This is a genomic window from Rhizobium fabae (assembly GCF_003985135.1).
GTDB classification, from domain to species: Bacteria; Pseudomonadota; Alphaproteobacteria; order Rhizobiales; family Rhizobiaceae; genus Rhizobium; species Rhizobium pisi.
This window is the reverse complement of the sequence record NZ_ML133645.1, coordinates 257,030-280,265: the sequence shown is the minus strand read 5'-3', so window position 1 is coordinate 280,265 and position 23,236 is coordinate 257,030. Positions and strand designations below refer to the sequence as shown.

Genomic DNA, 23,236 nt, shown 5'->3' with positions numbered 1-23,236 from the left:
TCAGGGTTGCGGGCTTTCGATCTTCATGCTTATTTGTTCCCGTATTGTTCTTTTGGGGGTTGAAATGAGCAGCATGCAGTTGCGTACCTTGGCGTTCGCCTTGTCGATGGTTCTTGCCGGCGCCGCCACGGCGCAGGAGGGTGGCGGGCGCACCCGCTTCATTCTGGCGGCGAGCTGGCAGCCCGCCTTCTGCCAGACGAACCAGAAGAAGGCCGAATGCGCCAGCCAGACCGGTGAGCGTTCCGACGCCACGAACTTCTCGCTGCATGGGCTCTGGCCGATGAAGCAGGATTATTGCGGCGTCAGCGCCGAGCAGAAGGCCGCCGATAAGGACGGCAAGTGGAACGAATTGCCGGAAGTCACGCTCTCGGCGGAGGCAAAGTCGGCGCTCGCAAAGGCGATGCCCGGCACGCAGTCCGGCCTGGAGCGGCATGAATGGGTGAAGCACGGCACTTGCACGAAGATGAGCGCGGAGGATTATTTCGGCGTCGGCATGCATCTCGTCGAGGCGCTCAACGCGTCGGCCGTGCGCGATCTCTTCGCCTCCAATATCGGCAAATCAGTCAAGGCCGATGCGATCAAGGCGGCTTTCGACAAGAGCTTCGGGCCGGGCGCCGGCGACCGCGTCAAGATGAGCTGCCGGCGGGCCGGTAGCGTCAGGGTGATCAGCGAGCTGACGATCGGGCTTTCTGAGGATGCAGGAACGGCGTCTGCGAAAAGTGCCGTGCTCGCCGATCTGATCCAGGGGGCGGGAAAAACCTCTTTCGGCTGCGATGAAGGCGTCGTCGATGCTGCGGGTTTCTGACCGGAAATCCTGAGTAAACCGGGTTTCGGCGTTGCTCGCAGGCGCTGTTTCGCCTACATAGCGGCACGATCGAAGTTTCCCGCCCGGAGCAGCGCAGTATGGCACGTCAGTTCATTTATCACATGTCCGGCCTCAACAAGGCCTATGGCAACAAGAAGATCCTGGAGAATATCCACCTTTCCTTCTATCCGGATGCCAAGATCGGTATCCTCGGGCCAAACGGCGCCGGTAAATCCACCGTGCTGCGCATCATTGCCGGCCAGGACAAGGAATATACCGGCGAAGCCTGGCTCGCCGAAGGTGCGACGGTCGGCTACCTCGAGCAGGAGCCGAAACTCGATCCCAACAAGACGGTGTTCGAAAACGTCATGGAGGGCGTTGCCTCCAAGACGGCTGTGCTTGAGCGCTATAACGAGTTGATGATGAACTATTCCGACGAGACGGCGGAAGAGGGTGCCAAGCTCCAGGATATCATCGACAGCCAGAACCTTTGGGATCTGGAAAGCCAGGTCGAGATGGCGATGGAAGCCTTGCGCTGCCCGCCGCGCGACGCCGAGGTTACCAGCCTCTCGGGTGGTGAGCGCCGCCGTATCGCGCTTTGCCGCCTGCTGCTGTCGCAGCCGGACCTGCTGCTGCTCGACGAACCGACCAACCACCTGGACGCCGAGACGATCGCCTGGCTCGAAAAGCACCTGCGTGACTATCCAGGCGCCGTGATGATGATCACCCACGATCGCTACTTCCTGGATAACGTCACCGGCTGGATCCTCGAACTCGACCGCGGCCGTGGCATTCCCTACGAAGGCAACTACTCGGCTTACCTGCTCGCCAAGGCCAAGCGCATGCAGCAGGAAAACCGCGAAGAGGCAGGTCGTCAGAAGGCGATCAGCCGTGAACAGGAATGGATCGCCTCCAGCCCGAAGGCCCGTCAGGCCAAGTCCAAGGCGCGTATCAAGTCCTACGAGCAACTGGTGGAAGCCGCCGAGAAGCAGCGCCCCGGCGACGCGCAGATCATCATTCCGGTCAGCGAGCGTCTCGGCCAGGTGGTCATCGAGATGGAAGGCATCACCAAGGGCTTCGAGGGCCGTACGCTGATCAACGACCTGTCGATCAAGCTGCCGCCGGGCGGCATCGTCGGCATCATCGGTCCGAATGGCGCCGGCAAGACCACGCTGTTCCGCATGATCACGGGCCAGGAGAAGCCGGACAGCGGTTCGATCCGCATCGGCGAGACCGTGCATCTCGGTTATGTCGACCAGAGCCGCGACGCGCTTGCCGCCGACAAGACGGTCTGGGAGGAAATCTCGGGCGGCGCCGAAATCATCAAGCTCGGCAAGTTCGACATGAACTCCCGTGCCTATTGCGGCGCCTTCAACTTCAAGGGCGGCGACCAGCAGCAGAAGGTCGGCAATCTCTCGGGTGGTCAGCGCAACCGCGTTCACCTTGCCAAGATGCTGAAGGCCGGCGGCAACGTTCTGCTGCTCGACGAACCAACCAACGACCTCGATACGGAAACGCTCGGCGCTCTGGAAAGCGCGCTGGAAGCATTTGCCGGCTGTGCCATCATCATCAGCCACGATCGCATGTTCCTCGACCGTCTGGCCACGCACATCCTCGCTTTCGAAGGCGAGGGCCATGTCGAATGGTTCGAAGGCAACTTCGAGGACTATGAGCAGGACAAGGTCCGCCGCCTCGGCCCCGACGCCCTCAACCCGGGCAGCCAGGCCCACAAGCGCCTGACGCGCTGATCGCAGCAGGGCGCTGGGGGATTTACTCGCTGGGGATATTTTCACGAGAGTTTGGCTGAATACCGTCGCCGCAAAACTTGATTTTGCGGCGACGTAAAATCAATATTGCAGCAGTTGTATATTGCGGCGATTGCAATGCGTGAGATGCCTGGGTGGCGCCTGACTGCGTGTGGCGTGCGTCCTCCCAATTTTCAACGAGCCTAACGATTTTGCTATGGCCCCTGTGAAAAGCGAATTTCCCGCCCTTCTAACTGATCGACTCCACCTGCGTGAACCGGTTTTCGATGACTGCGGCGACGTCCACGACTTGCTTTCGATTCCGGAAGTCACCCGTTTCTCGAACTGGTCGGATGCGCCGAAGAAAGCGCAAACCGAGCGCGTGATGAAATGGATGTGCGGCGCATTCGCCAAGGGAAAGGGCTGCGCGTGGATCATTGAGGACCGCGCCTCAGGACGGTTTTTAGGAAGCATACGGTTCAACAGCATCGATAAGCACTCAAAATGGGCTGAGATCGGCTACGAATTGCACCCATCGTTCTGGGGGAAGGGACTGATGAGCGATGCGGTGAGAGCAGTCGCTCGATGTGGGTTCGATGACTTTTCCCTGAACCGGATCGAAGCCTGGACTCTGCCGGGAAATCCGGCGTCGGACCGGGTTCTGGAAAAAGCCGGGTTCCGGCATGAAGGGACACTTCGCCAGAAGGCTTGGTTCAAGAACGCCTTTCATGATTTTCGAATGTTTGGCCGCCTAGCCGGTGAACTGCCTGACCTGAAAAAATCCTGAATTTAGAAGCAGAACGACCGTCCTTTGCGAGATCGGTGCTCCATATTTTGGCCCGGCATTGACGGTTCGGTCGGTGTTTTTTTGCCCAACGAGCCTTGTCGCAATCTGAGCAGCCAATTTCGCGGAGAGCGCAAATTGACGCTTGCCACCTCCCTTCAAATCACATAAAGATATCTTTATATCTTGATTGGGCTGGAAATGAGCGAACCCTTGAAGCTAGGACTGGATGGGCTGGTGGACGTCTTGAAGGCGGCCGGCGAGCCTACGCGTCTGCGTCTTCTGGCACTTCTCGACGGCGGTGACCTGACGGTTACCGATCTTACCGAAATCCTCGGCCAATCCCAGCCCCGCATCTCCCGCCACCTGAAGCTGCTCGGCGAGGCCGAGCTGATCGAGCGCTACCAGGAAGGCGCCTGGGCTTATTTCCGGCTCAAGCAGGACGGCAAAGCAGCCCTGCTCGTGCGTGCGCTGTTGAAGCATGTCTCCGAGAACGATCCGACCATCCTTCGCGACGGCGAGCGGCTTTCGCAGGTTAAGCGCCAGCGGGCCGAGCGGGCGCAGGCCTATTTCAGCCGCAACGCCGCCGAATGGGACGAGCTTCGCCGCCTGCATGCGGCGGACGAGGAGGTCGATGCCGCCGTCATTCGGCTGCTCGGCAACCAGCCGATCGATTCGCTGCTTGATCTCGGTACTGGCACCGGCCGTATCCTCGAGCTTCTGTCCGGCCTCTACCGCCGCGCCATCGGCGTCGATGCCAGCCGCGACATGCTGAGCGTGGCGCGCGCCAATCTCGACAAATCCCGCATCACCAAGGCGACGGTCCGTCACGCCGACATTCTGAACCTTCCTTTCGAGGGGCAGGATTTCGATCTGGTGACGATCCATCAGGTGCTGCATTTCTTCGACCAGCCGGAAATTGCGATCGCGGAAGCGTCGCGCATGCTTCGGCCGGGCGGCAGGCTCGTGGTCATCGACCTCGCGCCTCACACGCTCGAATATCTCCGCGACGAGCATGCCCATGTCCGTCTCGGCTTTTCGCACCAGGCGATGTCCGACTGGCTGCGCAAGGCCGGGCTCGACGTCGAGCAGGTCGTCGATCTTCATCCGGGTCAGCAGGGCGGGCAGGGATTGACGGTCACCGTCTGGCTCGCGCGCGATCCGAGGCGCCTCATGGCTTCGCAGACGAGCGAAGGCGCCGAACCTACATTTGCCGGGAGAGTATGACATGGCTTTGAAAAACGAAGGACGCGGGCGCAACATCGGGATTTCCTTCGAATTCTTCCCGCCGAAATCGGAGGAGATGGAAGGGCAGCTCTGGGATACCGTCAGCAAGCTGCAGGACTGGGATCCTGATTTCGTGTCGGTGACCTATGGTGCTGGCGGCACCACCAAGGCGCCCACGCTCTCCGCCGTCACCCGTTTCCTTTCGCAGACGCCGCTTGCCACGGCTTCGCACCTGACCTGCGTCGGCGCGACGAAGGAAGAAACGCATCATATGATCGATACGTTTCGCAAGGTCGGCGTAAAGCATTTCGTGGCGCTGCGTGGTGATGCGCCCGGCGGCGCCGGCGCACCCTATCAGCCGCATCCCGGTGGTTACGCCAATGCGGCGGAGCTGGTGGCCGGCCTCAAGTCGGTCGGCGATTTCGAGATTTCGGTCTCCGCCTATCCGGAAAAGCACCCGGAGAGCCGCGATACGGCCGCTGATATCGACATGCTGAAGCGTAAGGCCGACAATGGCGCCGACCGGGCGCTGACGCAGTTCTTCTTCGACAACGACAATTTCGAGCGCTACCTGGAGCGGGTGCGCGCTGCCGGCATCACGATCCCGGTTGTGCCCGGCATCATGCCGATCCAGAACCTGACGCAGTTGAAGCGTTTTGCCGGCGCCTGCGGCGCGGTCATCCCCGCATTCCTCGACGAGCGCTTCGAGGGCTTCGACGACAAGCCCGAGGAGCGGGCGAAGGTCGCGGCCGACGTTGCCGCCGAGCAAATCGAGGATCTCGTTCGGCGCGGCCTCGACGAGTTCCATCTCTATACGATGAACCGCGCGCCGCTCGTTTCCGCCGTCCTCGACAATCTCGGCTTCTCCCGCCGGGCGCAGAAGAGTGCCGGCGCGGCAGCCTGATCCTCTCGGCACGGCTCAAATGTGAAAAGCGCATGTCGGGCGGGACATGCGCTTTTTTATTGGCGGATTGATCAGCTATTGGGGAGTGTAGGCACTATCAGTCATTTCACCTTCGTGATCCGGCTCAGATAAAGAGCATGGACAGGACGAAAACAAACGCTGCACTGACCAACAGAACATTCAAGGATTGCGTGAGTCCCATGTCTGTCTCCTCGCGTTAACCGTCAAATATTATGACCGAAATATGTCGGTTGGAAAGCAGATTCTATGCTGCAGTGCCGAACCGGTCAGTGGATAAATGAAAACGTGATTCTGTAACTAATTGAAATTATTTTATAATTTTGAATAAATTTTTGTTCACAGAATTTAACATGCCGTTAAATCGGGCGATTGCGGATTTACCTATGCGCCCAAAACATGGCGGACGCGCAAGCGGTTGAAAACATAGAGGAACCACAACCGGTTTTCAGGCTGTTCGCGCCAACCGACGATAGGCGCGGCCGTCGAGGATGACGAGGCCGAAACCGATGAGCGCCATTCCGGCGTATTCGGCGGCACTGAGCCTCTCACCGAGAAAGAGTACGCCGAGAAGGATGGCGCTCGGCGGCACCAGAAGCGTGACGAGGGAGGCGTTGGTGGCTCCCGCCGCAGCCATGATCCTGAAATAGAGGATGTAGCCGAAGGCGGTCGATAGCAGCGCCAGCGCCAGGATCGCGAAGATCGCATCGAGCGGCGGTACTGCAAGCGTCCAAGGGCGATCGGCGAGCAGCGACAGCGGCAGTGCGATCAGCGAGGAGGCCGTCAGTTGGCCGGCCGACGTGACAGGGGCGGGGACGTCCCTGAAACGTTTGCCGTAGGTGGCGGCGAAGCCATAGGAGACGGCGGCGAGCACCGGAAGCAGCAGCGCCCAGAGCGGCGCCTCGCTGCCGGTAGAGATGCCGGGGCCGATCAGTACGATCGTTCCGGCGAGGCCGGCGAGGCAGCCTGCGATCTTTGCCGCGGACAGCTTCTCGTCCGATGTGAAGTAGTTGGCGATGAGAACTGTCCAAATCGGCGTGGTCGCGTTCAAAATCGCCGCAAGGCCGGCCCCGATGCGGGTCTGGCCGAAGAAGATCAGCGCGTGCGGGAGCGCATTGTTGATGAGGCCGAGGATCAGGAATTCGCGCCAGCGGGCCTTGAGGATCGGATAGATGTCGAAACGGCCGGCGATATAGATATGCAGCGCCAGCGCCGCGAGGAACAGCCTGAGAAAGACGAGGGTCAGCGGCGGCACATAATGGACGGCGATACGGGCAAAGAAGAAGGAGCCGCCCCAGATCAGGCCGAGCAGGACCAGCAGACCCCAGGTCCAGGCGTTCATTCTGCTTTCCACGCCGCTTCCTCCACCGCAAATCGCATCGCCGCCGGAGTTCGTCGAAAACTGGCGGCTTTCACCACGAAGTCTTAGCGCAAGCGGGAAACGGCGCCACCCGTTTCTTGCGGAACGGATGGCGGAAGACCGTCAGCGATGGTCAGAGAGCGTTGAGAAGGGCAGGGGTCGCCCAGCCGTCGGCCGGCATGCCCAGGCGCTGCTGTTCCTTCTGGATCGCGATACGCGTGCCGGAGCCGAGGATGCCATCGATCTCGCCGACATCATGGCCGAGCGACTGCAGCTTGTTCTGCAGCGTCTTCATCTGGTCGTTGGCGAGCCCTTGTTCCGGTGCGCCCTTGAGATAGGTCGGGGCGCCGGAAAGGCGGGTCCCGAAATAAGCGGCCGAAGTCGTGTAGATGAACGACTTGTTCCACTCGAGATAGATCTTGAAATTCGGATAGGCGATGAAAGCCGGTCCCATGCGGCCTTGCGGCAGCACGAGATCGCCTTCGAGATTGGCGAAGGCGGTGTTGTCGTCGCGCGGCTTGACGCCGAGCGCGAACCATTCGCCTGCTTTCATCGTGCCGCCGAGGCCGGATTTCTCCCAGGGCAGATTATCGGGCACGGTCACTTCCTGCAGCCAGGGCTGACCGCGCTCGAAGCCGAGATGCTGGATGAATTTCGCCGCCGTCAGGATGGCGTCCGGGCCGCTTTGCTTCAGGCGGATGTGGCCGTCGCCGTCGCCGTCCATGCCATAGGCGATGATGTCGCGCGGCAGCATCTGCACCTGGCCGATCTCGCCGGCCCAGGCGCCGGTGTTGGTCGCCGGGTCGAGATCGCCGTGCTGGACCATCTCGATGAGAGCGATCAGCTGCGGGCGGAAGAGTTCCGGGCGGCGGCAGTCGTGCGACAGTGTCACCAGCGCGTTGCGGGTGTTGAAATCGCCCTGGACGGCGCCGAAATCGGTCTCCATCGCCCAGAAGGCGGTGATGACGCCGGAGGGAACACCGAATTCCTGCTCGGCGCGGGCAAAGACGTCAGCATATTGCTTCATCTTCTGGCGGCCGATGTCGAGACGGGCCTGGCTGACGGTGCGCTGCGAGAATTCGAGGAAGGTCTGCTTGAAGACGCCCTGGGCGCGATCGCGGCTCAGGACCTTGGGATCGATCTCGGCGCCGGCAAGCGCTGCGTCGGCGGCTGCCGCACTTGCGCCTGCGGCAACCGCATCGGCCTTGACGCCTTCGAGGAAGGCCGTGAGATCGCCGCCGCAGGGTGCTGCCGGGGCTGTTGGATCTGCGGCCGGGGCCTGCTGGGCGGCCGCGCCGCCTGCAAGGGCGAGGGCAAACAGAAGGGCGAGTGCAGAGCGGCTTGCGAGCGAGCGGTGCATGAATGCGGTCCTTATATCAAACGGATGTCCGTCGCTTTCCCAGAGGAATGTGACGGAAGCAAGAAACATCGAAAGACGTTACTAAGAATTTCTATCCTTGGAAACGGCCGCGACCCAATTGTTCCAGTTCTTTGCGCTGCCGGCAAAGACGTTGATATCGGTCGGCCCCTTGATACCGGGAATAACGCCGGTCGAGGTATATTGCCAGAAGGCCCAGCGGCGGTCGGAATAGGTCACTTCCGGGTGTTTCGCCACAGAGCGGACCCAGAAATGATAGTCCTGGAAGTAGCCGGCGAGATTGTCGCGGTGGAAATCGACCGAGGTATAGATGATCGGGCGCTTGCCGTAGTAAGCCTCCAGCCGGTCCATGAAACGCTGCATTTCGGAGCGCACCGTTTCCGGGTCGGGCCGGTAGCGGCAGGTCTTCGACTCGGCGTTCCATTCGACGTCGAGCACCGGCGGCAGGCGCATGGCCTCCTTCGGCACGTTGCGGATAAACCAGTCGGCCTGCTCGTCGGCCGAAGAGCAGAAATAATAGAAATGATAGGGCGCGTGCGGGATGCCGGCGGCGCGGGCCTCGCGCCAATATTCGTCGAAGCGGGGATCGACCCTGTCTTTGCCTTCCGTCGCCTTGATGAAGGCAAAGCCGACGCCGGAGCTCCTCACCGTGCTCCAGTCGATATCGCCCTGCCATTTGGAAATATCGATGCCATGGATGGCATTCAGCTGGGGATGCTTCGGACCGAAATCCTGCGGATCGGTGTCCTTGAAGCGCATCTTCGGCTTGATCGACGCGGTTTCCAGATAGTCATGACCTGCTGAAGAGCAGCCGGCCAGGAGGATGGCCAAAGGCAGAACGCAAAACAAAAGCCGGCGCATGGGTATCCCGTCGTGAACCGAATGATCTCTTTGCCCCACAGCCTGACCTTCGAATATGACGAGCCCAGCAGAGGAATAACCCTCTTTTCACCATATCAACGTAAAAAATCGGTTAGTTTCAAGCGAATTATGAGCGCTTGCTGATAATAGCCGCCCGCCAGGCATAACCGCCGCCGACGGTTTCGAACAACAATCTCGCGTTGTTTTCATGGGCTTGCGCCTCCAGCACCTCGCGCAGATCGGAGCGCGGGGTGACGTGGAATTTCGCAAGCCAGGACTGCAGCATGCGGCGGAACCAGCGCGGCAGGCCTTCCTGCTGGCCGAAATCGACGATGTGCAACTGGCCGCCGGGTTTGAGCGCGGCGATCGACGCGTCGACGGCGCGTTCCCAATCCGGGATCATCGACAACGCATAGGAGATCAGGATGCGGTCGAAACCGCTGACGCCGAATTCGCGCGGGGTAAACGCGGTGGCGTCGGCGACTCGGAATTCCGGGATCGTCGCCTTGGTGGCGAAGGTCTTGCGCGCCGAGATCAGCATTTCCTGGGAAATGTCGAGGCCGAACAGCTTGGCGGTCGGGAAATGCTTGTGGGCGAAGGCCATGTTGCGGCCGGTGCCGCAGCCGACTTCGAGCAGGGTGCCGCCCTCGGGCACGTCGAGATTGCGGATCGTACTGTCGCGGCCGAGAAGATAATATTTGCGGGTGAGGTCGTAGATATGGCGCTGGTAGCGGTACATGCCATCCATGAGGCTGGCATGTTCACCGCTCTTTTCTGCCGTCTCGGTGCCGACCTTGCTCACGCCTTCTTCCCGTAAATGTGGAAGCCGCCATAAATCGCCGAGCGATCGAGCGCGGTCAGTTCACGCGACTTCTCCTCGAAGTAATCCCACTGGTCGCGGATCGAGGGCGACAGGCGGCCTTCGATGATGCTCTTCTCGGCAGCGGTGCGGAAGATCACACGGGCGCCATCGCGCGCCGTGCGGGTGATTTCCCGCCAGACGTCGTTGAGCTGCGTGTCCGTCATCCAGTCCTGCGCGTCGAGCAGGATATAGCGGTCGCGCGAGGCGGCCGGTTCGCGCGCCAGAAGCTCGGTGAAGCTTGCATGGTGGACGTTGACGCGGTCGACATTGGCGCGGATCACCTCGTAATGCTCCGGCTTCAGATAGGTCGGCAGCGGCCCTTCCTTTTCGGTGCCGTAGCGCCGGCCGAAGGCCTGCCAGGCGAAATAGTTGTCGCTCATCGGGAAATGGCAGGCGAGCTTTTCCAGGCGATGCTTCAGCACCGGCGCGATCGAATGATCGTCTGCAAGGCTTGCGAGCTCGTCATATTGCTGCGGCGGAATGCCGAGGCCGAAAAGCGAGCTCTTGCGGCCGGTGATCCACCGCACTACCGGCTTTTCGAACAAGGGCGCGATCTGTTCGTCGAAGAACTGGCGCTGTTCGCGGATCGTGCGGGTCTTGGTCATTTCGCGCAGCTTGACGCCGTGCAGGCGGGCAAGAAGATGGGCTGCGCCGATGAAGCGGCCGAGCAGGCCCGTTTCATAGATATTGCGGTCGAAGACGGTGACGCGGCGGCGGCCGAACTTGCGGCCGTTCCAGTAGTTGCGGGTCGTCTCGTCGAGCTTGGCGGAGAGGTGCCGGTCGAAGGCGCGGCTGTTCGACTTCTCGTTCGGCATCGCCAGGAAGCGGACCAGATCGGCATGATCGGGGAGATGCTTGAAGGCGGCGAGCTTCAGGCGGTTCAGCGCGATATGGTGCGGGTTGAGATCGACCACGTCGATCGAGGCCGGCGCCTTGGAGAGATAGGCGAGCATGTTGCAGCCGCCGGAACCGATGGTGACGATGCGATGGTTTGGCTTCAGCTCCATCGCCTGCATGTCGAGATCCGGATCTTCCCAGATCTGCGGATAGACGAGGCCGGAGAAGAGAAGGCCGAAGAGGCGCTCGGAAAAACCGTCCTTCGAAAAAGCCTTGTGGCGGAGAAGGGCGTCCTTGAGTTTCCGGTTCTTGCGGAAGCCGGCATCCGGTGCAAATTCTGACATGAGTCTGTCACCTTTTTAGCGTTCAGGGCGTGTAACGCGCCTCTGCTACAGTTTGATGACGCGGGCTGTGGGCCTTCCGTTCTCGATGCATCCTCCTCCTCGGAAAGTGATCGGGGGGATGGGCCTTCTTTGCGCCGCCCTCTTTCCGGCGAGCGCAATTCCTGCTTCTCTCCGGGCATTCGGAGGAATGCCATGCGATTTGTTCTGCGTGTCCTGAAGGCGCTTGCTCTCCTTCTCGTTCTCGTCGTCATCGCCGGCGCCGGCTGGCTCTTCGTGCAGCCGCCGGAGCTCTTGCGCGTCGGGGACGGTTACGCCGCCAAGATCGTCTGCTCGAATGTCTTCATCGCCAGCCGCGAGGCGGACGAGGTGCTTCGTGACGATGTTCAGGCGCCCGGAAATCCGTTGCTGCGGCTGATGCGCGTCGGCGTCGACCGCGACAACGACCGTGTGACGGCGCGTTTCATGGGGCTGTTTGCGCCGAGCTATGCGCTCTATCGCAGCGGTCTCGGCTGCACGACCGTGCCGGACGGCGATTTCGAGGCGGCGGCGAAAGCCGTGCCCTTCGATGCGCCGCCCAGGATGGAGGCAAGCGACGCATTGTGGCCGGAGGGTGAGGGCGCCGGCAATGAGCCGGACAAAACGATCGCCGCGCTGCTGGCCGATGCCCGGTTGGCCGGGCCGACAATGCGGGCGATCGTGGTGGTGCGCAGCGGCCGCATCGTCGCTGAAGCCTATGGCCCCGGCTTCTCGGCGAAGACGCCGCTGATCGGCTGGTCGATGACGAAGACGGTGAATGCTGCGATTCTCGGCCGGCTGATGCTCGACGGCAAGATCTCCTTCGACGACGATCATCTGCTGGCGCAGTGGAAGAACGACGAACGAGCCAGGATCAAGGTGTCCGACCTGCTCGGCATGGAGAGCGGCCTTTCCTTCAACGAGGATTATGGCGATGTCGCTGACGTGACGCGCATGCTCTATCTCGATCCAGACATGGTCTCGCTGCCGGCCAACGCGCCGATGGAGGCCGCACCCGGCCAGCTTTTCCGCTATTCGAGCGGCACGGCCGTGCTCTTGTCGCGTATCTGGATGGACAGGGTCGGCAACGCGCAGGCCGCCTTTTCCTATCCGCATGACGCGCTGTTTTCACCGCTCGGCATGACGAGCGCCGTCTTCGAAGTCGACGCGCGCGGCACGTTTGCCGGCAGCTCCTATCTTTATGCAACGGCGCATGACTGGGTGCGATTCGGGCAATTCCTGCTGCAGGACGGTGTGTGGAACGGCCGGCGGCTGCTGCCGGAGGGTTTCGTCGGCGCCATGCGCACTCCGACGGCGGCTTCGAACGGACGGTATACGCAGGGCCAGGCCTGGCTCGCCCCCGGCGGACCGAGCGCTGCGTTCGGGCTGCCGGAGGATACGTTCTGGCTGACGGGCCATGACGGGCAGAGCATGGCGATCGTGCCTTCCGCCGGGCTGGTCGTCGTCCGGCTCGGACTGACGCCGGGCTGGCTCGGCTATCAGCCGCAGCCGCTTGTCAAGGCGATCCTGGCAGCCTTGCCGGAAGTGGGAGAGCCGCAACAGCAGGCCGGATCGCAATAGCGCACACCAGCGCAGCCATAAGCAGGCTTCGTTTCAGACTTCGTCGTCAGAAATTGCCCGGTTTCAATAATTGCCTTGGGCGACGTCGGTCATGCCCTTGCGCTTGGCGTCGTAATAATAGCCGCGCGCATAGAGGCGGACGGCGTCGTCTTCCTTGTTGTCGGAGACGAGCCAGGCGCCGCGCAGATATTTCGCGGCATATTTGATGTTGGTCTCGGCGTCGAAGAGGCCGCCCGGCGCACCGTCATAGCCCATGGATTTGGCGGTGTTGTACTTGATCTGCATCAGGCCGAAATAGCCGCGCTTGTTATAGGCCTTCGGATTGTAGCGGCTTTCGCGATGGACGATGCGGTGGAGCAGTGTCTCGGGAATTTCGTAGATCTTCGAATATTTCTGGATGAGCTTGGTGACGAAGCTCTTCTCGACGGTCGGCGCGTCGTCGGTGTCGTCGTCGCTGAACATCGGCGGCGCGGTCGGCGGATCGATGGGCCCGGATTCGTCGAAGCCGTAATCCATGGAGCGCGGGGTGGTGTCGACAGCGGCGAGCGCAGCAAGGGCGCTGTTCTGCGGCGTTGCCGCAAAGGCAAGCTGCGTCGTCGGCTGCGCGGGCGTGCCCGGACGCGGCGTCGGCACGACGGACTGGATCGCCGTCATCTCGGGCGTCAGCGGGATTTGTGCATAGGCTGTCGGCTGGATGCCGAGATCGGCGGGCTGGGACGCCGTGGCAGCCGGCATCGCCGTTGCGGTCAGCGAAGGAGTTGTCTGCGTCTGGGGAAGAACGGCGCCGGCCACTGCCTGGCCGGGAGCGCCCTCGGCCGTCGGGATCGCGGCGAGTGTTGCATCCTCGCCGGGTTTCGGCATCGGTATCACGGTTTGAGCGGCTGTCAGTTCGGCCTGGGAGGTGTATTCGACGCTCGAGCACCCCGTTACCACGCCGCAGCAGAGCATCGTGGAAACGACAAGACCGCGTTTTAAGCCGGACAATCCGATCGCTACCATTCCGTCACTTTCGTGAAATCGCGCCGCCCCGGCAGCGTATAAAAGTTACTAAGTACCTTAAGCCCCGCTGACCGCATTAACCTATTCGTGGCTTTCCGGCAACCACGGAATGTTACTAAGCTGCAATACGGCGATACCCGGCCGTTACGGCGCCTGCGGCGATCAGCAAAGTGCCGCCTGTGCGGTTTACGGCGCGCTGGACGCTCGCCTTGCGAATCAGTCCGCGGGCGGCATGGGCGAGAAGCGCATAGGTGGAGGCGTTGAGGATCGCGAGTACGAGGAAGGTCGCTTCCATGATCGCCATCTGCCCGAAAAAGGGCAGGGCGGGGTTGAGGAACTGCGGCACGAAGGCGACGAAGAAGACGATGCTCTTCGGGTTGAGGGCGGTGACGACATAGGCGTGAAGGAAGATCTTGAGCGACTTCTCTTCCGGCAGATTGTCGTTGTCGGCAACCGGCTCGCCGATCACGGGAGCCCGCCAGAGCTTGATTCCCAGCCAGATCAGGTAGGCGCCGCCGATCCACTTCAGGACGGTGAAGAGGGCGGCGGAGGTGGCGAGCACCGCGCCGAGACCGAAGAGGGAAGCCGTCATCGCCGTGAAGTCGCCGAGCGCCACACCGCTCACCGTCGCGAACGCAGTCCTGCGGCCATGACCAAGCGCATAGGAGACGACGAGCAATATCGTCGGCCCCGGTATGGCCAGCATGATGGCGGATGCGGCCGCAAAAGCGACCCAGGCTTCAACCGACATGGTGTCTCCTCCTATTCCTCAGGAAGAAGCAAAGACATCATATTAACGATCCGTCAATCACGCTTCCTTGTATTTCTGCCCTATATTGTCCATGACTTCGGCAAACCATGCCGTCGAAAGGTCGAAAGCCTTGCCGCCCTTGATGCGCGGGAATTCTATAGTGCGCAATTTACCGTTCTGCGCTTCATCGTGACCGGTGACGCCGGAGACTTTATTAAGAGCGCTTTCGACGGCGAGATCGACCATGCTCTGGATCAGCCTGAGGTCGTCGCCATTGGCCGGAGCCGAACGGGCGAAGTAGCCCGATTTCTGCACGAGGGAACGTTCGGCGTCGAGCAGATTGGCGAACTGCTTCTGGAACCATGCGCCGACATTGATCGTGTCGATCTTCACATGACCGAAAGCGTCGCGCTTGACGGTCTCGCCGGCGGCTTCGCGCTCCGCGACGATGGCGTCGAGGCAGGCGCCTTCCGAGACGAAGACGGTGGCATGGCCGGTGCGGTCCATGATGTCCTTCAAGCGGGCGGCCTCGGCATCGAGGTCGAAGGCCATCTCGGGCAGGTAGACGGCGTCGATGCTCTTCAGATGCGCATCCATCATGAGGCCGTCGACATACTGGTTGCGGCTGGTGCGCTGGAGATAGGCGCGAGCGGTGGCGGCCGTCAGCCAGCCGCAATGGCGGCCCATAACCTCGTGGATGACGAGGGTGCGGGGCGCTGCCGTCTGCTCGTTGCTGACATTGTCGAAGAAATGCGCGCCGACTTCGGCGGCCGTCCAGGCGCCAAGCGACTGGCGGATCGGCACCACGTCGTTGTCGACTGTTTTCGGCAGGCCGACGACGGTAAGATTGTAACCGTTGGCGGCGAGGTAGGCGGCAAGGTCGGCAGCCGTGGTGTTGGTGTCGTCGCCACCGATCGTGTGGAGAATGGTGATACCGTCGTTGGCGAGGCGTTCGGCGGCGACCCGGAGCGGGTTCTCGCCTTCCTTGACCAGGCCGCGCTTGACGCAGTCGGCGGCATTGGTGAGCTTGACGCGGCTGTTGCCGATCGGCGAGCCGCCGTAGCGGTGCAAGAGCGGCGCCTTTTCACGCATATCGCGACTGATTGCGATGCTGTCGCCGAGCAATACGCCCTGGTAGCCCGACTTGTAGGCGACGAGGTCGATCTCGGGTGCGACGTCGCTGTAGCGTTCGATGAGGCCGCCGACGGCGGAGGAAAGACAGGGCGCCAGGCCTCCGGCGGTCAGCATTGCGACTTTCTGTTTGGCCATGGATCCCTCCTGCGGTGTTTCTGTGCGGCAGCGTAGCTAGCGCATGGATGCGGCAGGGAAAGGGCCCTGTAAAGTAAAGAATTTACGAAAAACGCGCCTTTCTGCGGCCGCCGACAGCGAAGGCTGATGGAACCGCCGATATAATCGTTTCAAGCCCGGCCTGTGCGTCCGGAAGCTTTTGTGGAAATCGTCGACGTGGCGAACCGGGAGCCATGCGAAGTGGAGCAGGGGCGCTTGCTGCGATGCAATAATTACCGAATTGTGAAAACTGTTTTCGATCCTACGACCAATAGTCGCCTTGCAAAGGCTCGGATTCTTTGGTCAAGCTGTTTGTTATAACGGCAAGCGTGCGAGAGATCTTCGATGTCCTTCTGGGAAAAACTGTTGAATGCCATTGGCAATACCGCGGGCAATGCGCTCTCCGCGGTGGTCGAGGCTATCCGCACGGTTTTCGAAGGCGATCCGGAGACGCGGCGCAAGGTGGCCTTCTCCGTGGCGATCATCGCGCTTTCGGCCAAGATGGCCAAGGCTGACGGCATCGTCAGCGAGAAGGAGGTCGAAGCCTTCCGCGAAATCTTCGAGTTTCCTGCGGACCAGGCAAAGAACGTCGCCAGGCTCTACAATCTCGCGCGCCAGGACGTCGCCGGCTACGAAGCCTATGCCGAGCGGCTTTCTTCGCTCTGCGTTACCTGTGCTGCCAATTGCCCGGTGCTCGAAGACGTGCTCGACGGCCTCTTCCACATCGCCAAGGCCGATGGGCTGGTCCATGAGAAGGAACTGAATTTCCTGCGTCATATCGCCGAGATCTTCCAGATGAGCGAGACCCGCTTCGAGCAGATCGCCGCCCGCCACGTCTTTTCCGGCGGCGATCCCTATAAGGTGCTTGGCGTGTCGCCATCCGACGATTTTCTGACGATCCGCCGCCGCTACCATGGCCTCGTGAGCGAACATCACCCCGACCGGCTGATCTCGCGCGGCGTGCCCAAGGAGTTCCATGTGATCGCCAATGAGCGCATGGCGGCGCTGAATGCGGCCTATGCGGCGATCGAGAAGGAACGCCGCGCCGCATGACCTCTTTCGAGGCCGATTATCGAAGCGCATCCGTGCGTCCATCGCCGAACCATGGCGAGCGGGCGGACGGGCGCGATCCCGATATGATCCTGCTGCACTATACCGGCATGCCGACGCCAGAGGGCGCGCTCGACTGGCTCTGTCGCGCAGAGAGCCAGGTTTCCAGCCATTATTTCGTGCATGAGAACGGTGACGTGGTGCAACTGGTGCCGGAAACGCGGCGCGCCTGGCATGCAGGAAAGAGCAGCTGGCACGGCGAGACGGATATCAATTCGCTGTCGATCGGCATTGAGATCGCCAATGCCGGCCATCCCGGCGGCCTTCCCGACTATCCGAAAGAACAGATCGCGGCGGTGATCGAATTGTGTCGCGACTGTGTCAAACGTTGGTCGATCGCGCCGGAAAGGGTGCTTGGTCACTCCGATGTCGCCCCTGTCCGCAAGGTCGATCCGGGCGAAAAATTCCCCTGGGGCGAGCTTTGCCGGGCGGGTGTCGGGCACTGGGTCGAGCCGGCAAGGATCACCGGCGGGCGCTTCTTCCAGCGTGGCGACGCCGGCCAACCGGTCGAAGCGCTGCAATCAATGCTGTCGCTCTACGGTTATGGCACTGAAATCACGGGTGAATTCTCCGAAAAGACGGCCGGCGACGTGGAAGCCTTCCAGCGCCATTTCCGCCCCGAACGGGTGGATGGGATCGCCGATTTCTCGACCATCGACACGCTGCATCGGCTGCTGTCGGCGTTGCCGCGTTATTCCTGACGGTAGAAGCCGGATTTTTCGGCGGTTTTCCCGTGTTGGGCGAGAAATCTGCCGCGCCACATCATTTCCCTACTATCTCCTCATTGCGATGGTCTAAGAACGCCCGCTGAACAGCGCTCGCGGCTTATTTAAAGTGTAACGACGAGCGCAAAATGAAACGATAAGAATTGCTGCGGACGCGATCAGTCCTTGATCGCGTATGACCGGATGACGGCGAGGCGCGCAGTCCTGCAATTCTTTGGGTCGGAGTAAAGAGACTATATGAAGAATTTGATTATTGGCGCTGCGGCGTGCTTCGGCATGCTGCTGGCAGGGTATAACTTTGCCTCGGCGAATGATGACTGGGGTGTCAGGGCGCAAACCATCTCGCTGAAGACCGTTGATCGCCAGAGCGGCTATGCGATGCCCGACTTCTCCACCGCCGCCGTTCCCTATGCTGCGCTGATCAATAAATATGCCGCTCAATACGACGTCCCCGTCGCACTCGCCCAGGCCGTCGTTCGCGTCGAGAGCAATTTCAATCCGAACGCGCGCGGCAGCGCCGGCGAAATCGGCCTGATGCAGATCAAGCCGGCAACGGCCAGGATGATGGGGTATTCCGGCACGAGGAAGGGCCTGTTCGATCCCGAGACCAATATCAAATTCGGCATGAAATACCTGGCGGCCGCCCACCAGCTCGGCGGCGGCGAGACCTGCAACACCATCCTCAAATACAATGCCGGCCATGCCGCAACCCGTATGAACCCAGTGTCGAAGACCTATTGCGGCAAGGTGCTGGCAATGCTCGACTGAGCACGGCCGCACAAGCGCTTTCGAGAACTCTTGCGGCAATTTTGCGATATGAATCAGTGCGCTTGCCGTGATATCCCAGCTTGAAACGAGGTGGGCCACCTCGCAATGAGGTGGAAATGGCAGTCGATTTCAGGTTCATCGTCATCGGGCGCGGCATGATGGGGGCGGCGGCCGCGCGGCATCTCTCCTCGATGGCCGACGGCATCGCGCTGATCGGCCCGCGCGAGCCGGAAGAGCGAAAGACGCATGACGGCGTCTTCGCCAGCCACTATGACGAAGCGCGCATTACCCGCACCTTCGACGCCAATCTGGCCTGGGGAACCTTCGCCGCGCGGGCGCTCGACCGCTACCGCGAGATCGAAGCAAAGAGCGGCATTTCCTTCTATTCCGAGGTCGGCTGCCTCTATGTCGGTCCTCAGAAGGCCGAGGAGGACTTTTTCCGCGACGCCGTGGCCGTCAGCCGGACGCTCGGCAGCGATATCGAGGCCATCGCGCCGGCGGAACTCGGCCGGCGTTTTCCCTATCTTGCCGTCGATCCCGATTTCACAGGATATTTCGAGCGTAGGCGTGCCGGACATATCAACCCGCGGGCGCTGGTGCGGGCGCAGGTGAGCCTTGCCGAGCAGGGCGGCGTTTCTCTGATCGAAGAAACCGTAACCTCCGTTCGCGACGCCGGTTCGCATGTCGAGGTGACGGCCGGCGGCAAAAGCTACAGCGCCGGGCGTGTGCTGGTCGCGGCCGGCGGCTTCAGCAATTTCCATACGCTGTTGCCGCGCCCTATCGATACCAGGGTGATGGCGCGCACGGTCGTCTTCTACGAAATGGGCGAGCGCGAGATGGCGATCTTCGGCGATATGCCGTCGACCATCGTGCTCGGCGACCGGGAGGAGGACCACATCTATATCCTGCCGCCGGTGCGTTATCCCGATGGCAAGACCTATTTGAAGCTTGGCGGCGATACCGAGAGGCTTTCCTTCCAGAATCTGAAGGATGCCGGCGCGTGGTTTCGTTCCGACGGGAGTGCGGCCGAGCGTGATCACCTCTCGCGCATCGCCCTGCAGCTGATGCCGGAACTTGCCGGCTGCCCTGTTACCTCAGGCCCGTGCGTGGCGAATTTCACGCCGACCGGTTATCCCTATGTCGGCTTCGCACAGTCGCCGCGCATCGGAGTGCTCACCGGCGGCAATTTCGTCGCGGCCAAATCCTCCGACGAACTCGGGCGGCTGGGAGCCGTGCTTCTGGCGGAAGGACGGCTCGGGGATGAGGATTTCGGCCGGGAGCTGACGCCCGTTTTCGCTGCGGCATAACTCCTTAAACCCGAGAAGACGCGCGGCGCTGTAGAGAGGGAAATTCCATGGCAGTCGATTTCAAATACATCGTCGTCGGCCGCGGGCTGATGGGAGCCGCCGCCGCGCGGCATCTGGCGCGGCAGGCCGATGGCGTGGCGGTGATCGGCCCGGACGAGCCTGATGATCGCAGGGCGCACGAAGGTGTCTTCGCCAGCCATTACGACGAGGGGCGCATCACCCGCACCATCGATCCCGACCGCAACTGGGCGCTGCTCGCCAACCGCTCGATCGGCCGTTACGGCGAGATCGCGAGCGAGAGCGGCATCGATTTCTATCGCGAGGTCGGTTGCGTCGTCGTCGCGCCCGATGGAAGCGACTATCTCGCGAGAACCCGGCAGGCCGCCGCCTCTCTCGACGTCGAGACCAGCCTTCTCGACGAGGCAGGGCTGAAAGCCGCCTTTCCCTTCTTCGCCTGTCCATCAGGCAGTGCAGGTGTCTTCGAAGCGAAGGGCGCCGGCCACATCAGCCCGCGCAAGCTGGTCAAGGCGCAGTCGCTGCTGGCGGAAAGGGCAGGCGCCACCGTCATCCCAGATCACGTCATCTCGATCCGCAGCGAGGGCGGGTCGGCTGTCGTTCAGACCGCTGGCGGGCTCACCTATCGCGCCGAAAAGGTGCTGCTGGCGGCGGGCGGATTTTCCATTGCGGAGAATCTGTTGCCGCGACCGGTTGCCATGACGGTTTATGCCCGGACCGTGACGCTGTTCGAGGTCAGTGAGGCCGATGCGGCCCGCCTTGCCGGGATGCCTTCGCTCATTCTCGAAACCCCCGGCTTTCATATCTACCTGCTGCCGCCGATCCGCTATCCCGACGGCAAATTCTACCTGAAGATCGGCGGCGACCCCGACGATCTGATCCTCCACGACGAGGCGGAAATGCGGGCCTGGTTCAAGACCGAAGGGCGTGAGACCGTGCGTGCGCATCTGCAGCGCATCGTCGCCGGCCTCGTGCCCGATATAACGCCGCTTTCGATTTCGACGGCGGCCTGCGTCGTCTCGTATACGCAAGGCGGCTATCCGATGATCGGCTATACCTCATCGCCCGCAATCGCCGTACTGACGGGCTGTGCCGGCACCTCGGCCAAGAGCTCGGACGAAATCGGCAGGCTCGGGGCCGAGCTGCTTTTGTCAGGCAGAATCAGCGGGCAGGGCTACTCCACGGAATTCACACCACAATTTCGGTAAGTAAATTTTGATTTTTATAGCAATTGCGATTTCTCTCGTTTATGGGAGCCCTGCCAGTTGGCCGGGCAGCCGCGCTTTACCAATGCCGAAAGGCGGTAGGGTGAGGAAAGTCCGGGCTCCACGGAAACACGGTGCCGGATAACGTCCGGCGAGGGCGACCTCAGGGAAAGTGCCACAGAAAGCAAACCGCCTGCGTTCGCGCAGGTAAGGGTGAAAGGGTGGGGTAAGAGCCCACCGCGTCTCCGGCAACGGAAATGGCACGGTAAACCCCACCGGGAGCAAGACCGAATAGGGATGACGCGGCAGGCCGAAAGGCCTTCCGGCTGGTTTCCAGGCCAGTCATCCGGGTGGGTTGCGAGAGGCAGCGTGCGAGCGCTGTCCCAGAGGAATGGCTGCCACGTTCCGGTTCACGCCGGAGCCATACAGAACCCGGCTTACAGGCCAACTGGCGATTCATATTTTGTGGCGCAGAGATCCGAATCTTCACCGTAAGTCGCTGAGAGAGGCTGTTTTCAAGCGAATATTCATGCAGCCGCCGGGTGGATTTTTTTGCGGAACCACCACTGCGTGTCCCCTGTGAAGGCGGTCCGCTAACCCTTTGTTAAACTTAACGGCTTATAAATTTTTGATTATGCGTCCGTTGCAAAATGGGCGTATCCCATTGACGCCCATATGGTCCCATGCTATCCCAAATGTGCACTGCATCAGGGCAATCATCTGCCCGTTCATCGCAAAGCAAAGGCGGCTCCCTCTCCGGGAACGTCGGATGGTTTTTTGCTCATTCGGCTTGCGAAGCTGTGCCTGATATTGGGACTTTCGGGCGTCTTTTGGTCCGGATCCCTGCGGGAACGGATGTTTCGTGTCATGAACCGCTTCCTTTCGAACGCGACCAACAGGATCGATGCCAAGGGCAGGGTTTCCGTGCCTTCGGCGTTCCGTTCCGTGCTGGCGCAGCGCAACGTCCAGGAGCTCTACTGCTTTCAGGACTTTGTGTTTCCGGCGATCAGCGTCGGCGGCCCGGATCTTCTCGAAAGATTCGAGCGGCAGATTGCTGCGGAAGACCCGTTTTCGCCGGATGCGAACGAGATGTCGCTTCTGATTCACGGGGGCGGGGTCTTCATGAAGCTCGATGCCGAGGGGCGGTTGATGGTCACGGATTTCATTCGCGACTTCACCGGTATCTCGGACGAAGTGGCCTTCGTTGGTCGGGCGGATCATTTTCAGCTGTGGCAGCCGAAGGCATTTCTGGCGGCGCAGACGCAAGCACGAGGGGAGCGCAAGCTGGCGGGCAAGCGTTCCTGAAAGGACGAGGGAACGGAATGGCGGCGAATCCTGGCGGAGGTTCAACTGATGCCGGTGGCGGACCGGTTCGTCACATTCCGGTTCTTCTCGAAGAGGTGCTCGCGGCTTTGGCACCCGCGCCCGGCAAGCTCATCCTCGATGGCACATTCGGTGCGGGCGGTTACAGCTCGGCCATCCTTGCGGCCGGTGCCGAGGTGATCGCGCTCGATCGCGACCCGACGGCGATTGCGGCGGGTCAGGCGATGGTCGCGGCCCATGGTGGCCGCCTCAGGCTCATTCATTCGCAATTCTCGCATCTTGCCGAGCATGCGCCGGAAAGCGGGCTCGATGGCGTGGTGCTCGATATCGGCGTTTCCTCCATGCAGATCGACGAGGCCGAACGCGGCTTCTCCTTCCAGAAGAGCGGGCCTCTCGATATGCGCATGTCGGCCGAAGGCGTTTCGGCCGCCGACGTCGTCAATCGCGCCAAGGTCGCCGATCTCATCCGCATCTTCCATTTTCTCGGCGAAGAGAGCCAGGCGCCGCGCATCGCGCATGCGATCGAAAAGCGCCGCGAGGAAAAGCCGTTCGAAACGACGCGCGATCTCGCTGGCCTCATCGAACTCGTCACTCCCCGCAAGATGAAGGACAAGATCCATCCGGCAACGCGCGTCTTTCAGGCCCTGCGCATCTTCGTCAATGATGAGCTCGGCGAGCTGGCCCAGGCGCTGTTTGCCGCGGAACAAGCGCTGAAGCCCGGCGGGCGGCTCGTTGTCGTCACCTTTCATTCGCTTGAAGACCGCATCGTCAAGAAATTCTTCTCCGACCGCGCCGGCAAGGCGTCTGGCTCGCGGCACCTGCCGGTCGCTCATGAGCGGGCGGCGACTTTTGCGGCGATCGGCAAGCCGATGGTGTCGGCAAGCGAGGCGGAGGCGGAAGCCAATCCGCGCGCCCGCTCCGCCAAGTTGCGCGCCGGCCTGAGGACGGAGGCCGCGGCCGAGGCTGCCGATATGTCGCTCTTCGGATTTCCCAATCTTGCCACTCTCGGAAAGCTTGGAGGTTGA

21 protein-coding genes and 1 other RNA gene are annotated in these 23,236 nt (G+C 61.5%); 14 read left to right on the top strand and 8 right to left on the bottom strand.

Annotation, left to right across the window (positions count from 1 at the left end):
* Positions 1-64 precede the first annotated feature (64 nt).
* From EFB14_RS01440 to metF, 5 genes are all read left to right on the top strand, one after another.
* Entirely contained in the window at positions 65-805 is a 741-nt protein-coding gene (locus EFB14_RS01440; protein ID WP_126822080.1) for a ribonuclease T2 family protein, read from the top strand.
* A gap of 98 nt (positions 806-903) precedes the next feature.
* On the top strand, positions 904-2,553 hold the full coding sequence (gene ettA, locus EFB14_RS01435) for an energy-dependent translational throttle protein EttA (protein WP_126822078.1): 1,650 nt from the start codon (positions 904-906) through the stop codon (positions 2,551-2,553).
* A 214-nt stretch (positions 2,554-2,767) separates the two neighbouring features.
* A complete protein-coding gene (locus tag EFB14_RS01430; RefSeq protein ID WP_126822076.1) occupies positions 2,768-3,337 on the top strand; it encodes a GNAT family N-acetyltransferase in 570 nt (189 codons plus the stop codon).
* Positions 3,338-3,535: 198 nt separating this feature from the next.
* Entirely contained in the window at positions 3,536-4,561 is a 1,026-nt protein-coding gene (locus EFB14_RS01425) for an ArsR/SmtB family transcription factor (RefSeq protein WP_126822074.1), read from the top strand.
* A 1-nt stretch (position 4,562) separates the two neighbouring features.
* Positions 4,563-5,465, top strand: a complete 903-nt coding sequence (gene metF, locus EFB14_RS01420) for a methylenetetrahydrofolate reductase [NAD(P)H] (protein WP_125843559.1) — start codon at positions 4,563-4,565, stop codon at positions 5,463-5,465.
* 466 nt (positions 5,466-5,931) lie between these two features.
* Here the strand turns inward: metF and EFB14_RS01415 are convergent, their stop codons facing one another.
* The 5 genes from EFB14_RS01415 to EFB14_RS01395 form a co-directional block, all read right to left on the bottom strand.
* Positions 5,932-6,837: a DMT family transporter gene (locus tag EFB14_RS01415; protein WP_126822072.1), complete on the bottom strand. Its 906-nt coding sequence runs from the start codon at positions 6,835-6,837 to the stop codon at positions 5,932-5,934.
* Between the two features lie 139 nt (positions 6,838-6,976).
* On the bottom strand, positions 6,977-8,203 hold the full coding sequence (locus EFB14_RS01410; protein WP_126822070.1) for a lytic murein transglycosylase: 1,227 nt from the start codon (positions 8,201-8,203) through the stop codon (positions 6,977-6,979).
* Between the two features lie 81 nt (positions 8,204-8,284).
* Positions 8,285-9,082: a glycoside hydrolase family 25 protein gene (locus EFB14_RS01405; protein ID WP_126822068.1), complete on the bottom strand. Its 798-nt coding sequence runs from the start codon at positions 9,080-9,082 to the stop codon at positions 8,285-8,287.
* A gap of 127 nt (positions 9,083-9,209) precedes the next feature.
* Entirely contained in the window at positions 9,210-9,884 is a 675-nt protein-coding gene (locus tag EFB14_RS01400) for a class I SAM-dependent methyltransferase (protein WP_126822066.1), read from the bottom strand.
* Positions 9,881-11,125 carry a BtaA family protein gene (locus EFB14_RS01395; protein ID WP_125843564.1) on the bottom strand — a complete coding sequence of 415 codons (1,245 nt, stop codon included), beginning with the start codon at positions 11,123-11,125 and terminating at the stop codon, positions 9,881-9,883. The genes EFB14_RS01400 and EFB14_RS01395 overlap by 4 nt, the downstream gene beginning before the upstream one ends.
* Before the next feature lie 192 nt (positions 11,126-11,317).
* On the opposite strand from EFB14_RS01395, the gene EFB14_RS01390 reads away from it, so the two are divergent.
* Positions 11,318-12,721 carry a serine hydrolase domain-containing protein gene (locus EFB14_RS01390; RefSeq protein WP_126822064.1) on the top strand — a complete coding sequence of 468 codons (1,404 nt, stop codon included), beginning with the start codon at positions 11,318-11,320 and terminating at the stop codon, positions 12,719-12,721.
* Positions 12,722-12,784: 63 nt separating this feature from the next.
* On the opposite strand, the gene EFB14_RS01385 is transcribed toward EFB14_RS01390, so the two are convergent.
* The 3 genes from EFB14_RS01385 to EFB14_RS01375 form a co-directional block, all read right to left on the bottom strand.
* The gene (locus EFB14_RS01385) at positions 12,785-13,720 is read right to left on the bottom strand and encodes a lytic transglycosylase domain-containing protein (RefSeq protein ID WP_126822062.1); all 936 of its coding nucleotides are present in this window, start codon (positions 13,718-13,720) and stop codon (positions 12,785-12,787) included.
* A 115-nt stretch (positions 13,721-13,835) separates the two neighbouring features.
* Positions 13,836-14,471, bottom strand: a complete 636-nt coding sequence (locus EFB14_RS01380) for a LysE family translocator (protein ID WP_125843567.1) — start codon at positions 14,469-14,471, stop codon at positions 13,836-13,838.
* Positions 14,472-14,528: 57 nt separating this feature from the next.
* Positions 14,529-15,740: a pyrophosphate--fructose-6-phosphate 1-phosphotransferase gene (locus tag EFB14_RS01375; RefSeq protein WP_125843568.1), complete on the bottom strand. Its 1,212-nt coding sequence runs from the start codon at positions 15,738-15,740 to the stop codon at positions 14,529-14,531.
* A gap of 363 nt (positions 15,741-16,103) precedes the next feature.
* Here EFB14_RS01375 and EFB14_RS01370 point away from each other — a divergent pair, with 363 nt between their 5' ends.
* The 8 genes from EFB14_RS01370 (at position 16,104) to rsmH (ending at position 23,236) form a co-directional block, all read left to right on the top strand.
* Positions 16,104-16,811, top strand: a complete 708-nt coding sequence (locus tag EFB14_RS01370) for a J domain-containing protein (RefSeq protein WP_126822060.1) — start codon at positions 16,104-16,106, stop codon at positions 16,809-16,811.
* Positions 16,808-17,569 carry an N-acetylmuramoyl-L-alanine amidase gene (locus EFB14_RS01365; RefSeq protein WP_125843570.1) on the top strand — a complete coding sequence of 254 codons (762 nt, stop codon included), beginning with the start codon at positions 16,808-16,810 and terminating at the stop codon, positions 17,567-17,569. Before EFB14_RS01370 ends, EFB14_RS01365 begins: the two co-directional genes overlap by 4 nt.
* Before the next feature lie 261 nt (positions 17,570-17,830).
* Entirely contained in the window at positions 17,831-18,361 is a 531-nt protein-coding gene (locus EFB14_RS01360) for a lytic transglycosylase domain-containing protein (RefSeq protein ID WP_126822058.1), read from the top strand.
* 116 nt (positions 18,362-18,477) lie between these two features.
* Positions 18,478-19,668 (top strand): NAD(P)/FAD-dependent oxidoreductase, encoded by a 1,191-nt coding sequence (locus tag EFB14_RS01355; protein ID WP_126822056.1) that lies wholly within the window; start codon positions 18,478-18,480, stop codon positions 19,666-19,668.
* Between the two features lie 47 nt (positions 19,669-19,715).
* Positions 19,716-20,891, top strand: a complete 1,176-nt coding sequence (locus tag EFB14_RS01350; RefSeq protein WP_126822054.1) for an NAD(P)/FAD-dependent oxidoreductase — start codon at positions 19,716-19,718, stop codon at positions 20,889-20,891.
* A gap of 53 nt (positions 20,892-20,944) precedes the next feature.
* Positions 20,945-21,344: RNase P RNA component class A (gene rnpB, locus EFB14_RS01345), an RNA gene on the top strand.
* Between the two features lie 411 nt (positions 21,345-21,755).
* Positions 21,756-22,193 (top strand): division/cell wall cluster transcriptional repressor MraZ, encoded by a 438-nt coding sequence (mraZ, locus tag EFB14_RS01340; protein ID WP_164737476.1) that lies wholly within the window; start codon positions 21,756-21,758, stop codon positions 22,191-22,193.
* Positions 22,194-22,210: 17 nt separating this feature from the next.
* Positions 22,211-23,236 (top strand): 16S rRNA (cytosine(1402)-N(4))-methyltransferase RsmH, encoded by a 1,026-nt coding sequence (gene rsmH / locus EFB14_RS01335; RefSeq protein ID WP_126822050.1) that lies wholly within the window; start codon positions 22,211-22,213, stop codon positions 23,234-23,236.